The sequence below is a fragment of the Marinobacterium alkalitolerans genome, from assembly GCF_017776525.1.
Lineage (GTDB): Bacteria > Pseudomonadota > Gammaproteobacteria > Pseudomonadales > Balneatricaceae > Marinobacterium > Marinobacterium alkalitolerans.
In genome coordinates, this window is record NZ_JACVEW010000022.1 from 21,785 (window position 1) to 36,181 (window position 14,397).

The 14,397-nt window shown below is 57.7% G+C and carries 12 protein-coding genes; 1 reads left to right on the plus strand and 11 read right to left on the minus strand.

Annotated elements, in window-relative coordinates:
• Positions 1-36 precede the first annotated feature (36 nt).
• From zapE to H9C73_RS13135, 10 genes are all read right to left on the minus strand, one after another.
• Positions 37-1,149 carry a cell division protein ZapE gene (gene zapE, locus H9C73_RS13090; RefSeq protein ID WP_209288347.1) on the minus strand — a complete coding sequence of 371 codons (1,113 nt, stop codon included), beginning with the start codon at positions 1,147-1,149 and terminating at the stop codon, positions 37-39.
• Entirely contained in the window at positions 1,146-1,982 is an 837-nt protein-coding gene (locus H9C73_RS13095) for an ion transporter (RefSeq protein ID WP_209288348.1), read from the minus strand. The genes zapE and H9C73_RS13095 overlap by 4 nt, the downstream gene beginning before the upstream one ends.
• A 66-nt stretch (positions 1,983-2,048) precedes the next feature.
• Positions 2,049-3,977, minus strand: coding sequence for an alkaline phosphatase D family protein (locus tag H9C73_RS13100; RefSeq protein WP_209288349.1), 1,929 nt, complete (start codon positions 3,975-3,977; stop codon positions 2,049-2,051).
• Between the two features lie 48 nt (positions 3,978-4,025).
• Positions 4,026-4,211 carry a hypothetical protein gene (locus H9C73_RS13105; RefSeq protein WP_209288350.1) on the minus strand — a complete coding sequence of 62 codons (186 nt, stop codon included), beginning with the start codon at positions 4,209-4,211 and terminating at the stop codon, positions 4,026-4,028.
• A 224-nt stretch (positions 4,212-4,435) separates the two neighbouring features.
• Positions 4,436-6,325, minus strand: coding sequence for a propionyl-CoA synthetase (locus H9C73_RS13110; RefSeq protein ID WP_209288351.1), 1,890 nt, complete (start codon positions 6,323-6,325; stop codon positions 4,436-4,438).
• An 80-nt stretch (positions 6,326-6,405) separates the two neighbouring features.
• Positions 6,406-7,299 (minus strand): 3-hydroxyisobutyrate dehydrogenase, encoded by an 894-nt coding sequence (gene mmsB / locus H9C73_RS13115; RefSeq protein WP_209288352.1) that lies wholly within the window; start codon positions 7,297-7,299, stop codon positions 6,406-6,408.
• A 68-nt stretch (positions 7,300-7,367) separates the two neighbouring features.
• Positions 7,368-8,465, minus strand: a complete 1,098-nt coding sequence (locus H9C73_RS13120) for an enoyl-CoA hydratase/isomerase family protein (protein WP_209288353.1) — start codon at positions 8,463-8,465, stop codon at positions 7,368-7,370.
• 15 nt (positions 8,466-8,480) lie between these two features.
• A complete protein-coding gene (locus tag H9C73_RS13125) occupies positions 8,481-9,257 on the minus strand; it encodes an enoyl-CoA hydratase (protein WP_209288354.1) in 777 nt (258 codons plus the stop codon).
• A gap of 13 nt (positions 9,258-9,270) precedes the next feature.
• Entirely contained in the window at positions 9,271-10,425 is a 1,155-nt protein-coding gene (locus H9C73_RS13130; RefSeq protein ID WP_209288355.1) for an acyl-CoA dehydrogenase family protein, read from the minus strand.
• A gap of 77 nt (positions 10,426-10,502) precedes the next feature.
• A complete protein-coding gene (locus H9C73_RS13135) occupies positions 10,503-11,996 on the minus strand; it encodes a CoA-acylating methylmalonate-semialdehyde dehydrogenase (RefSeq protein ID WP_209288356.1) in 1,494 nt (497 codons plus the stop codon).
• A gap of 207 nt (positions 11,997-12,203) precedes the next feature.
• On the opposite strand from H9C73_RS13135, the gene H9C73_RS13140 reads away from it, so the two are divergent.
• Complete coding sequence (locus H9C73_RS13140; protein ID WP_209288357.1) at positions 12,204-13,112, plus strand: AraC family transcriptional regulator; 909 nt, start codon at positions 12,204-12,206, stop codon at positions 13,110-13,112.
• On the opposite strand, the gene H9C73_RS13145 is transcribed toward H9C73_RS13140, so the two are convergent.
• The gene (locus H9C73_RS13145; RefSeq protein WP_209288358.1) at positions 13,092-14,387 is read right to left on the minus strand and encodes a sensor domain-containing diguanylate cyclase; all 1,296 of its coding nucleotides are present in this window, start codon (positions 14,385-14,387) and stop codon (positions 13,092-13,094) included. The genes H9C73_RS13140 and H9C73_RS13145 overlap by 21 nt on opposite strands.
• Between the last annotated feature and the right edge of the window lie 10 nt (positions 14,388-14,397).

Consider the following 14,397-nt stretch of genomic DNA (forward strand, 5'->3'; position numbering starts at 1 on the left):
GGGGAAAAGAAAATCCCCGCCAGGGACAAGGGGCTTTCAGCCGGTGCCAAAGCGGCTGAACTGCATCTCCTTCAGCCGGCTGAGGGTACGTCGAAAGGCAAAGCCAAGATGGCCATCAGGATAGAGCGCATCCATGGGGACCTCAGCTTCAATCCACAGCGGCACACGGCGGTCGTAGCACTCATCGACCAGAGCGATAAACCGTCTCACGCCATTATCCTTCGCACTCAAACGCGGCAGCTCACGCTCACCGGCACTGACCAGTTCAGCCCCGTCCTCGGTACCGCGCGCAATCCCTCTCAGGCTCCTCTCCGTTGTCAGAACGGGCACATCACTTAACAACACATGCGAGAAGCGATCACAAAGCTCGATATAATCCGCCGCGGCCAGTGGCGCTTCACAGAGCTGCGCGTAGGTGCACCAAAGCTGGTGATCATCGTGCTGCAAGCTCTGGACGGTACGATTATTCGCCAGTACCGGCCCGGACCGGGCCTGTCCTCGCTGCTGATAGCGAAACAGCTCAGCAAGGTGTGAGTCACGTCCCTGCCTGACCCAGTAGCGCTGTTGCACCTGTCCCGGGTGCAGGCGGTGATCCTGTTCACCATCGAGTGCAACCACCTGCATCTGGGCCTCAATCGCCTTAATGGCCGGCAGGAAACGCTCACGATTAAATCCGTTTTCATACAGCTTGTGCGGGGGCTGGTTCGAGGTCATCACCATTACCACTCCCTGTTCAAACAGTCGCCGCACAAGGCCACCCAGTATCACCGCATCGCCAATATCACTGACGAAGAATTCGTCCAGACAGAGGACCTTCACCTCGCTGGCAAGCTCGGACACCAGCGCGCTCAAGGGATCAGCGGTACCATTCAACCGGAACAGCCGCTGGTGAACATCGCGCATGAAATGGTGGAAATGCTGACGCCGGGCCGGGCACTCAACCTGGCGGTGAAACAGGTCCATGAGCCAGGTTTTGCCGCGCCCGACACGCCCCCAGAGGTAGACCCCGGAGGCGTCCGATTCATTGCGATGAACGGCATCGAAACAGCTCTGCAACCACCGCGCTGCCTCGGCCTGTGCCGGGTCCTCTACAAAGCCGGCCGCACGAGCGTCCCGATAGGCCTTGAGCGGTCCATGCACGCTGCTCATCGGGAATCGCGGTCCTGCTGTCCCAGCTGGCGTTCGATGCGATCGAGTTGCTCACTCATCAGCACCATGCGCTCACGCATCCAGTGCACTTCTGCTGCCTCACCCTCGCCGCTTTCAAGCTGCTCGGCTGCACTCTCCTTCTGCATCACATCCAGCACAATACCGATCATCATGTTCAGGAACACGAAGGCGGTCAGGAAGATAAAGGTCAGGTAGAAGATCCAGCTGTAGGGGTAGACTTCCATGGTGTCGTACATGACATCGGTCCAGTCCTCAAAGGTGGCCACGCGAAACAGCGTCAGCATGGCGATGGTGATATTGCCCCAGAGCACCGGGTCCACACCGCTGAACATGAAACTGCCAATCGCGGCATAGATGTAGAAGATAATGAACATCAACAGGGCTACATAGCCCATGCGCGGGATGGATTTAACCAGTGCCGCCAGCAGGATGCGCAGCTCCGGAATCAATGACACCAGACGGAGGACGCGGAACACCCTGAGCAGGCGCGCAATCAACACCATTTCCGAGTCGTTGATCGGCACCAGGCTGGCCACGACGATGACGAAATCGAAAACGTTCCAGCCTTTCTTGAAGAAATCCAGAAAACGCTTTTCCGCCGCCATTCGCACGACGATCTCGAACAGGAAAAACAGGGTGACGCCCAGATCAAGCCAGTTGATCCAGCGATCAAAGCGGGAAGATTCTTCGTAGGTTTTGGCTCCGATCAGCAGCGCAGATGCGATGATCACGGCAATCACGAAGGTTTCAAACAGCTTGTTGGCGCGCAGGCGTTCCATCCGGTCCTGCAGGCGGTTCCAGTATTGGGTCATTCAGACTGATTCTCCACGACAAAATCTGACGGATTTTGGACCGGCAAAGTATACGTCAGTGCCCGATCAGCCCCAATGTTCCTCTTCATCACTGAGGTCAAAACGGACATCCACCCCGTCAGCCCCGAGCTGCCAGACCTCTTCGGGCTCGCCATCATCCGCAAAGCGCACCAGACCAATACCGGCATTATTCACCAGCCGGCAGCCTTCGGCCGCACCCTCGGGTCTGCGGGGTGATACCCTCATCAACCGGCGCTTGGTAAACCAGTTCAATGGCGACGCGGGGGCATACATCCAGCGGTTTACCCGGTCAAACAGCTTCAGCAACCCTTTCGGAAACTCATTTTTCAGGCCGCTGCTGGTGATCTGCCATATCTTTGGACCACCCTTGCGAAAGCGTATCTCGATGTCATACACGAAGGAGTAATGCACATCGCCCGAGAGAATGACGAAATGTTCAGGCGTGCGCGTGTGGCGAAAGATGTTCAGCATCACGTTGGCCGAGCCCGGGTGTGCCATCCAGTTCTCCGCATCCACCATCAGAGGCTGACCAAAGGTGGTAAACAGTTTCTGAATGGCCTCTATCAGCTTGACGCCAAATACCGGGGCTGGCGAAACGATGATCACGGCCTTGCGACCCAGCAGCAGCTGCTGAAGCTCGGTCAGTGCTTCCCAGTCCATCAGGCCTGACGGGCTGGCCAGGTTGCGTTCAGCCCGCCAGCGGCGCGTGCGAGTGTCCAGCACCAGCACACCCGGCTCTACCGGAATCAGGTAATCCCAGCGCTCAAACGCGATCAGCTCCGTAATCAGCGCCTGATGATCCTCATTGCGCCGGCGCTCAAGCCAGGCATCCAGGTATTCACCCAGGTGACGCCGAATACGCTCAGGGGCGTTGCCGGCCCCCTGACAGACCAGGTAGCCGATCAAAGCGTTACCGATGATCTGACGTGAAAAGGGATGCCCGTAGGCAGACATCTCCCAGGCCGCCGACAGATTCCAGTCATCGGTCACATCATGATCATCGAAGATCATGTAGGTGGGCAGATGCGCCATCACCCGGCGCACGGCGGGCAGTTGTTGCCGAAAACCGTCGATGGCATCCGCTTCAAGGGTGTAGCGCGCCTGGTGCGGCGCCGAAAACGACAAGGGAGACAGATCAAGGCCATCCCAGGCCCGGGGCGACCAGACCAGACAGTAGCATGCGATCACTTCGGTAAAGGTAATCAGATGATTGTGCGCGGAGTCACTGGTGAAGATCGGCTTGCGCACGCCACTGAAGAACTTGTCCTTCACCTTCTGGCTCAACTGGTCGCGCGGCAGCAGACACTCGCGCTCGTAATAGCAGTGCGGGCTCTGCCTCAGCTCGGCATTGGAGCTGACACCCCCGCCTTCAAGCTGTTCATCCCAGAGCCCCAGCCGGTCACTGAGCTGATGCGCCGCCTGCAACAGGGGCCCGGCCACATCATCGGCATAAAGCTGATCGCCGCTCATCATCAGAACGGCTGGCCAGTCTTCAGGTGTATCCAGCCGCTCACTCAGCCATTGATCGGCACGCGCCAGTCCATCCCTGGAATCATGATGCGGCTTGCGACAGGAACCGTGCAGCATGGAGTTCAGTCGTGGCTGGATCACAAAGCCCGGCAGTTGCTCACCCGGATACAGCAGGTCAGCGCCCCACTCGGCGATGGAAACCCAGCGACCACCCCGGGCCGAGAACTTCAGATCATAATCGATGCGAATCCCTTCCAGCAGGGGCGTGTCCGGCTTGAGGTGAATCAGGTAGGCGTGCGCATGAGTGCCCAGCGGCATATGCCAGCGCTCGGACTCAGACAATACACGGTCGAACAAGGTGTCCTTCGCACACTGCAGCGTCAGTGCGAACTCCAGCGGCTCGGTGGCAAGGCACCAGAGCGTCAGTTCGTCAGGTGTGATTCGGCGCAGGATGGGACCTGCCAACAGAGGGGACGAGGTTAACGGGGGACTTGTTGCTGGCATGTTCGAGATGAAGCGGCCCGATCAATCAGGCCGCGGCTATTCCTTGAATCAGTGAATCGGGTCTTCGTATTTTTTCCGAATCGCCATTAAAGCAGGCTGAATATCGAGAGGTGCATAGTTCATCGCCTGCTCGAAGAGTTCCTTGTTTTCCTCTGACAACCGTTCCTCCTCGCTCATTGCTGAAAGCTGGCGCATCGCCTCAACAAACTTGGGATGGGGTGTGCTTTGGCTCATGGGTATACCCTCCTCACTCACGCAGAGACAGGGACGCTCTGCTTGGGCCTATTGTGCCTGTGCTTGCGATGAAGGGCCAGCAGGAAGTGTGCAGCGATTGGGTTCGGGGTGAGGTAACCAAAAAAGAGGGAATTGCTTCCCTCAAGGTCCGAGAGACCGTCCGTGGCAAGAGTTGCAACAACGGGATGTCACAAGAAGGCCGGGGCCGGTGGCCCCGACCCGATTCAGGCGAGTCCTACCGCCCGAATTTTCTCCTCGATTTCCGGGAGGATGGATTCGTCATCGATGGTTGACGGCATCTTGTAGTCTTCACGTGCAGCGATCTTGCGCAGGATTGCGCGCAAAATCTTGCCCGAACGTGTTTTCGGCAGGCGCTGCACCACTACGGCGCGGCGGAAGCAGGCCAGAGCACCAACCTGTTCACGCACCATGGCCACCAGCTCTTTCTCAAGCTGTTCCTCGTCCATCTCGGCACCTGCCTTGAGCACGATCAGGCCAACCGGCACCTGTCCCTTGAGTTCATCGACAACACCGATGACCGCACACTCGGCAACCGCTGCATGAGCCGATACCACCTCTTCCATCTCACCGGTTGAGAGACGATGACCGGACACGTTGATGACATCATCCGTACGGCCGGTAATGTAGACGTAGTTGTCTTCGTCCTTATAGCCACCGTCACCGGTGTGGTAATAGCCGGGGAAGGCGGTCAGATAGGAGCTGACGAAGCGGTCATTGTTGTTCCAGATGCTCCAGGCTACCCCCGGCGGCAGCGGCAGCTTGATGCAGATATTGCCTGCTTCGCCTGCTGCAACCGGCTCGCCATCCCCATCCAGTACCTGGATGTCGTAGCCCGGGATGGGTTTGTTGGTTGAACCCAGTCGCGGTTCGGACGGGTTATCCCATCCCATCATCGGTGCAGTGACCGGCCAGCCGGTTTCGGTCTGCCACCAGTGGTCGATCACCGGCACCTTCAGCAGATCGTCGAGCCAGTAATAGGTAGAGGAATCCAGCTTCTCGCCCGCCACAAAAATCCAGCGCAGGCTGCTCAGGTCATATTTTTGCGCCAGAGCGCCCTCGGCATCTTCCTTGCGCACGGCACGGAAGGCCGTCGGCGCACAGAACATGGAGTTCACCTTGTACTCTTCAATGATGCGCCAGAACGCACCCGCATCAGGCGTCTTGATCGGCTTGCCTTCATAGAAAATGGCACTGCAACCACCCATCAAGGGCCCATAAACGATAAAGGAGTGGCCTACAACCCAGCCGATGTCGGAGGCGCCCCACCAGACATCACCCGCTTCCATGCCGTAGACATTGTTCAGCGCGTATCGCAGCGCGACGGCATAACCACCGTTATCCCGCACAATCCCCTTCGGCTGACCGGTGGTGCCGGAGGTGTAGAGGATATACAGCGGATCTGAGCCCTTGACCGGCACGCATTCAGCCGGTTCTACCCCTTCCTGCGCCTCATACCAGTCCAGGTCACGCGCAGGGTCCATGTCCGCCTTCAGCATGGGGCGCTGGCAAACCAGCGTGTGCGGCGGCGTATGAGTAGCCAGTTCGATCGCCTTGTCGACCAGGGGCTTGTAGGCAATTTTCTTGTCAAACTCGATCCCGCAGGACGCGGTCAGAATGGCCTTGGGCTTGGCATCATCAATACGGATAGCCAGCTCGTTGGGTGCAAAACCGCCGAACACGACCGAATGCACGGCCCCCAGACGGGCACAGGCCAGCATGGCCACGGCTGCCTCGGGTATCATCGGCATATAGATAACGACGGTGTCGCCCTTTTCGACACCCAGCTTTCGGAGGGTGCCGGCGAAACGGCTTACCTTGTCCTTCAGCGCATTGAAGGTGATGGCTTCCTTGGTATTGGTCACCGGAGAGTCGTAATAGAGTGCAACCTGCTCCCCGCGCCCCTGCTCGATCTGGTGATCAACGGCCAGATAGCAGGTATTCAGTTCACCGTCGGCATACCAGCTGTGCGTACCCCAATCGGTGGTTGTCAGTGTTGTTTCAGGGTGTTTGAACCAGGCGATGTTCTTGGCTTGCTCAGCCCAGTAGGCCTCCGGGTTTTCGATTGATGCCCGGTACTGTTCGTTGTAATCCATGCTCCACCTCGTTTTATTCTTGTTATATGCCGATGGTGCCAGGCGACACCATCGACAAGGTCAGGCCTAGGTGCCCCGACTCAGTCCGCGTCCTGATAGAGTTTGATCAGGCTGGAGAAATCCAGCCCGCCGTTGCCAGCGGACTTGTGAAGGTTGAACAGTGCACGTGCCGCAGAGCCCATCGGGGTCGCCGCTGCACTCTTCTGGCTGACATCCATGGCCAGACCCAGATCCTTGAACATCAGATCTACCTGGAAGCCACCTTGGTAATCGCGGGAAGCAGGCACGCCATCCATGACACCCGGGAAGGGGTTGTACACCTGCAGGGCCCAGTTGTTGCCGGAACTCTGCTTCATGATGTCGGACAGAACCTTGGGATCCAGGCCGTTTTTGACGCCCATGTTCAGTGCTTCACAGGTACCTGACATCAGAATGCCCAGCAGCATGTTGTTACAGACCTTGGCAATCTGTCCAGCACCATGATCACCGGCGTGGAAGATGTTCTTGCCCATGCACTCCAGGATCGGCTTGGCCTGCTGGAACTGGGCATCCGTACCCCCAACGATAAAGGTCAGCGTACCGGCCTGAGCGCCCCCGACACCGCCGGAGACCGGCGCATCGATAAAGCCAACACCTTTCTCGGCACCGGCTGCTGCCACACTGCGTGCAGTATCGGCGTCAATTGTGGAGCAGTCGATCACCAGCGTGCTGCTGTCGAGCTGATCAAACAGGGGCTGATCACCGGAGACATACAGACCTTCAACGTGCTTGCCGGCCGGCAGCATGGAAATGACAAAGTCCACACCGGATGCAGCCTGCTGCGCACTGTCGGCGATCTGACAGCCCTGAGACGCGGCCTGTTCCAGCGCCTGCGGCGAAAGATCGAACGCCTTAACACTGTGACCTGCCTTGGCCAGATTGGCAGCCATAGGGCCACCCATGTTTCCCAGACCGATAAATGCGATAGTTGCCATGATGTAATTCCTTGTTTTTATTCTGTGGTAAACCTTTGGCGCACTCAGGGTGAGCGCGCCTGAATCAATTAGAGATCTGCCAGCGGGTGCGTGTCCCAAAGCGGCTTGAACAGGCCTTCAAGGAACGCAGGATCCACTTTCTCGACCGAGTCGAAGGTCCACTTCGGCTGGCCATCCTTGTCGATCAGGAGTGCTCGCACCCCTTCCTGCAGCTCGCCATGTCGGCAGCACTGCACGGAGAGGATCAGCTCATGCTGGAACACTTCCTTCAACGACATGTGACGGCAACGGTGCAACTGCTCGTGGATCATCTTGATCGACAGCGGGCTGCCATGACTGATCGCCTTTTGCGCCCGCTTGACCCACTTGTCATCCGACTCGATCGCCAACAGGGCTTCGACCATCTCTTCTACAGAGTCATGGTCCGTCACCTCGCGGATCAGTGCTTCGTGTGCACGGATGGGCCCCGCCATCTCGTCAAAGGCGCTTCGGCTTTCGTCTTCAAGCTCACGCAGTACGCGACTGACCACGCCTCCGGCATCTTCGCCCCAGTGTTCGTTCTGCAGACGCTGCAACATGCCTTCACGCATGTCGGTGGTCAGCGCCCGGTCAGCCAGTCCCAGATAGAGCGCATCGACCGCATTGATCGGGTTACCGGTCAGGCCCAGAAACAGCCCTGTCCCACCGGGCATGCGGTTGAGGAACCAGCTGCCACCCACGTCCGGATAAAGACCGATGGTCACTTCCGGCATGGCAAGGTGAGAAGTTTCGGTCACGACGCGGTGGCTGCAGCCGTTCATCAGACCCATGCCGCCGCCCATCACGATACCGCTGCCCCAGCAGATAATCGGCTTGGGATAGGTATGCAGGGTATAGTCCAGACGGTATTCCCGGGTGAAGAACTGCTCCGGAAAGTCGGTATCGTTCGCAGCCATGGACTTGTACAGGTTGACGATATCGCCACCGGCACAGAACGCCTTGTCACCCTCACTGTCCAGCAGCACGGCAACCACGTTGGGGTCATCACGCCAGACATCCAGTTTGGGTTGCATCAGGTCGATCATGTCCAGCGTCAGTGCGTTGAGCGACTTCTCCGCGTTGAGGCGGATCTCGCCAATGATCTGACCATCCTTTGTCGCGTGTTCGCTAAAGAGTACACAGCTCATGCTTGGGCTCCCGGATTAGCGGTTCTTCCATTCGGCCTTGCGCTTCTCCAGGAAGGCGTTGACCCCTTCACGCTGATCTTCGGTGTGGAACAGATCCACAAAGAGTTCGCGCTCGATGATGTACCCTTGATCCAGCGGGCGGCTACGACCGGACTGAATCAGCGTCTTGCACGCGGCAACTGCTGACGGGCTCTGCTCACCAACCTGCTCGGCCAGCTGCAGCGCACGTTCCAGCGCCTGCCCCTGCTCGACCACTTCTTCAACCAGGCCAATTTCCAGTGCCTTGTCCGCTTTTACACGCTCGCCGCACAGGATCATGCGCTTGGCCCAGCCTTCACCGACCAGCCAGGTCAGGTTCTGAGTACCACCGGCACAAGGAAGCAGGCCAACCTTCGCTTCCGGCAGGGCCATCTGCGCCTGAGCTTCAGCCACACGCAGATCGCACGCCAGTGCCACTTCCAGACCGCCGCCCATGGCGAAGCCATTGATGGCAGCGATGGAAACACCGCGGAAACGGCTCAGCGTTTCAAACGCCTGGCCAAAGAGGCGCGCCATTTCGCCGGCAACCGCACGATCACCGTCGGCAAACAGTTTGAGATCGGCACCGGCAGAGAAAAACTTCTCGCCTTCGCCGGTCAATACCAGGCTCCAGATGTCACGGTCTTCATTCAGCTCGCCCACAATGCGAGTCAGTGCCTGCAGGCTATCCGCGGTCCAGGTGTTGGCCGGCGGGTTGTTCATGGTCAGCAGTGCAACATGACCACGCTTTTCTACTTGAATCAGTTCAGACATTCCCCTGCTCTCCTTATAGCTCGGCCGCACCTTCCGCCAGCACACGGCGAGAGATGATCAGTCGCATGACTTCGTTGGTACCTTCCAGAATGCGATGCACGCGGGTATCACGCAGGTAGCGCTCCATCGGATATTCCTTGATGTAACCGTTACCGCCGTACAGCTGCAGTGCTTCATCACAGATGTTGTAACACACATCGGTGGCAAAGCGTTTGGCCATGGCGCAGTAGGTCGTTGCGTCCGGGTGACCTTTATCCAGTTTGCTTGCTGCCAGACGCACCATCTGACGCGCGGCTACCAGCTCGGTCTGCATGTCCGCCAGGCGGAACTGCAGTGCCTGAAAATCAGCCAGACGCTTGCCGAACTGCTTGCGCTCCAGCATGTATTCACGCGCCTTGTTCAGTGCCTGCTGGGCAGTACCCACCGAACAGGTCGCAATGTTGATGCGACCACCATCAAGCCCTTTCATGGCGATCTTGAAGCCTTCGCCTTCGTTCGCCATCAGGCACTCTTTGGGGACTTTGACATCTTCAAAGGTCACCATGCGCGTGGGCTGGGAGTTCCAGCCCATCTTTTCTTCCTTGCGCCCGTAGCTGATTCCGTCGCTTTTGGCATCTACAGCGAAGGCAGAGATGCCGGAAGCGCCTTCACCTCCGGTACGCGCCATCACAACCAGCACATCGGTGCTGCCCGCGCCCGAAATGAAGATTTTGCTGCCGTTGAGGACATAGTGGTCCCCCTCCAGACGCGCACTGGTCTTCAGGGAGGCTGCATCTGAACCGGCATTGGGCTCGGTCAGACAGTAGGAACCCAGCAGCTGGCCAGCGGCCAGACCTTCGCCCCACTGCTCGACCACCGCCGGGCTGCCAAACTGGGCCACCATCCAGCTCACCATGTTGTGAATGGTGATGTAGGCGGTGGTGGAGGTGCAGCCCATGGAAAGCTGTTCAAAAATAATACTGGCATCCAGGCGACTCAGGCCCAGACCACCAACTTCTTCAGGGGTATAAAGGCCGCAGAAGCCAAGCTCACCCGCTTTCTGCAGGACCTCAACCGGGAATACAGCATCCAGATCCCACTCGCCCGCATTGGGTTCAAGTTCGTTCTGGGCAAATGCCCGTGCCATGTCGGCAAAGGCAACCTGATCTTCGTTCAGTTCAAAATCCATTCCATACCTCGGACATGCTTTTTATTGTTATGGCCACGGCCGCTCAACGGCCGTGGCAGCTTTATGAAAGCAGTGGTTTATTTCAGCTGGATGGTCATGTTCGGGCCGGAGGCGATGTCATCCTCGAACCAGCGTGCAGTCACGGTTTTGGTCTCGGTATAGAACTTGACCGCCTGCTTGCCGTAGGCGTGCTGATCGCCGTAGAACGACTTGCGCCAGCCGGTGAAGGAGAACATCGGCAGGGGTACCGGTACAGGTACGTTGATACCGACCTGACCCACCTTGATTTCGTGCTGGTACTTGCGTGCGGCCGCACCGGACGAGGTAAAGATGGACGTACCGTTGCCGTACGGGTTCTCATTGATCAGCGCGATCGCCTCTTCCAGTGTGTCCACTTCCAGCGCAATCAGGACCGGACCAAAGATCTCTTCCTGATAGATGGACATGTCACGGGTGACATTGCGGAACATGGTCGGACCCACCCAGTTGCCATCGGGGTAGCCTTCCACGACACACTCGCTGCCGTCCAGAATACAGTCGGCACCTGCATCCTTGCCCTGCTGGATCAGATTCAGCACACGCTCTTTTGCCTGCGGGTTGATCAGCGGACCATAACCGGCATCCGGATCATTCCAGGCGCCTGGACGTACCTTGGCCAGCGCATCACGCACCTCGGGGATCCATTCGCGCGATTCGCCCACGAATACCGCAACAGAGATCGCCATGCAGCGCTGGCCGGCAGCGCCTACTGAAGCACCGGCGATGTTATTGATAACCTGATTCTTGGAAGCATCCGGCATGACAACCATGTGGTTCTTGGCACCGGCAAATGCCTGCACGCGCTTCATGTGGTCAGTACCGGTACGGTAGATATGCTCACCGACATTCACGGAGCCCACGAAGGAGATCGCGGGTGTATCCTTGTGTGTCAGCAGCTGGTTCACCACATCCTTGGTGCCGTGTACGACCTGCAGCAGACCATCCGGCGCACCGGCTTCCTTGAACAGCTCGGCCAGACGCATCGGTGTCAGCGGATCCTGCTCAGAAGGCTTCAGAACAAAGGTGTTACCGCAGGCGATCGCCATCGGGAACATCCACAGAGGAATCATCGCCGGGAAGTTGAACGGGGTAATACCCACGCAGACACCCAGCGGCTGGGTCACGCTGTAACAGTCAATTTTGCGTGCAACGTTTTCGACTGTCTCACCCATGCTCAGTGAGGCGATGTTGCAGGCATGCTCAACCACTTCGATACCACGCCATACATCACCCTTGGCATCTTCAAAGGTTTTGCCGGTTTCCTGCGCCAGCAGCTCGGCCAGCTCATCGTGATGTTCTTTCAGCAGGTGCTGGTAGCGCAGCATCAGGCGAGCACGGTCACCAATGGCGGTTTCTTTCCAGGTCTCGAACGCGGCCTTGGCGGCATCAACCGCACGCTCAACCTCATCAGCCGTAGCACAAGGCACCTGCGCAAGTACTTCCTGAGTCGCGGGGTTGGTTACAGGCAGCCACTGGCTGGTTTCACTCTGGACGAGCTCGCCGCCGATCAGAAGTGGGACATGCTGAGTCATTCGCTTCACCTTTGGAGTCTAATTTATTGTTGTTATCCGTTTCACAAGCGGCCGGTTGCCGCTCCTGTTTACGTTAACGTTAATGCGTTGAGCATTTTGTAACACAGCCCTGCATGGCTCAGGATTGATAATGTTGCTCAGTTGATGGATTATATTGCTGCATAATAAGGGTTTTCACTAGTACCTTAGACAAAAGATGTATAGTCCATGAGCACACCTTCAAGCTGGCCACTTCCGCCTGACAGCATCCGCTTCGTTCTGCCGCGGCAGATGGTTTCGCGACTGCAGCAACACCCGCTCAGCGAACAGTTGTATCCGCTGGGTGTGGGCTATTATCAGCTGGCACGCGGGCATGAAATGGCGCGTGAGCAGCATGATGACTACCTCTTGATCTATTGTCTTGAGGGCAGCGGGCGGCTGGAATATGGTGCGCAGAAGAAGCGCCGCATCATCAGGCCCGGCGACCTGATTGTGCTACCGCAGCATACGCCACACCACTACTGGACCGATCAGAAAAACCCCTGGAGTATTTACTGGGTGCACTTTGACGGCAGCCTGGCGGACGATTTTTTAAGCCAACTGGAAACCGACCTGGAAAGTCCGGTTCTGTCGTTGGGCATTCACTCGCGACTGGTTGCTGATTTTGAAGCCTTGCTGGATGCACGTCAGGCACGCCATCACCTGGCCTCCTATCTGCACAGCGCAAACCAGTTGCGGCAACTGCTGACACATATTGCGCTGCTCAAGCCGATTGCCCGCCAGCAGCAGGAAGAAAGTCTGGATCTGGAAAAAGTGCATAGCCTGATGCAAACCCGCCTGCACGAACAACTGGATGTGGAGACCCTGGCAAGCGCTGTCAGCCTGTCCAAATACCACTTCATCAAGAAGTACAAAACGCTGACGGGCACCACACCCATCAACCACTTTATTCAGTTAAAGATCGAACGTGCCTGCCACTTGCTGGACGTCACCAACAATGGCATCAAGGAAGTGGCCTGGGCGGTCGGCTATGAAGATGCGTATTACTTCTCGCGCATTTTCAGGAAGATGATGGGGATATCTCCCAGCCGCTATCGTGCCATGCGGCTGGGTCGATCATCCTACACGGGAGACTGAGCAGGCTGGGCCTTCGACCTCATGCTCATGCAGCACCACCCTGTTCTTGCCCTGCTGCTTGGCGGTGTAAAGTGCCGAATCGGCCCGAGCGATCAGGTTCAGCAGGTCGGCAGAGTGGTCAGGATAGACCGACACCCCGGCACTAATGGTGACGGTATGCTCGCGCAGGTCGCCGTCCAGACGCATGCACTCGATTGCGCGGCAGAGCTTGCTGAGCAGCTCGCGCATACCTTCCTTGTCGGTATCCGGACAGATCAGCACAAACTCCTCACCTCCCCAGCGAAACAGGAGATCGGAACGACGCACGAAATCGCGGATAAAACCGGCCACACGTTTAAGCGCCTGATCACCGGCAAGGTGTCCGTAAATATCGTTGATCTGCTTGAAGTCGTCGATATCGATCAGGCACACACCCAACTGACAGCCCTGGCGGTGCATTAACGCCAGTTTCTGCTCGGCAAGCAACTCACCCCGGCGCCGATTCAACAAGCCGGTCAGCACGTCGTAGTCGGCCTGCTGCTGCAGGTCCTGCTCGATCAGTTTCAGGTCGGTAATATTGTTGACCAGGCCAACGGCACGCAGCGGAGTGCCGCGCTCGTCTCGCTCGCGTACCTGCCCCCGGTCCCGAATCCACATATAATGACCGTTGCGGTTTCGCAGCCGATATTCGGCCTCGTACAGATGGCGCAGACCTTTCAAATGCTCGTCAAGAATACTGAGCACAAGCGGCGCATCTTCAGGGTGTATGTTGTCTTTCCAGGTTTCGAGCCTTGGCTGCATTTCATCAGGCCCATACCCCAGCATCCGCTTCAGGGCCGGGCTGAAATAGAGTGTATTGGCCTTCAGATTCCACTCCCAGACACCATCCGCAATGTCGTGCAGCCCCTGCCACTCTTCGCATTCACAGTCTGCGAAGCGATTCATGACCTCCACGCGGGTGCTGATATCTCGGGCCACGGAGCAGAGCAGCTCCCTGCCTTCGCGCTCTATAAAGGCCGTATGCACTTCAACAGGGTAACGAGTCCCGTCGAGACGACGGTGATGACCTATGAACAGATAACTGCGCTCCCGGCGCATCACTTCCACCAGAGAGTGCCAGTGAGCAGGGTCATGCACATCATCCTGAAGCTGCATGACCGTTTTACCCAGCAGGTCTTCCCGGCAGGCATGCATATCGCGACAGGCCTGCACGTTCACATCAATGATTCTGGCAGTCGCCGGTTCGATAATGAACACGGCATCCGGCAGGTTATTGAGTTCGTTTGCGAGTTCCATTTACGGGGGC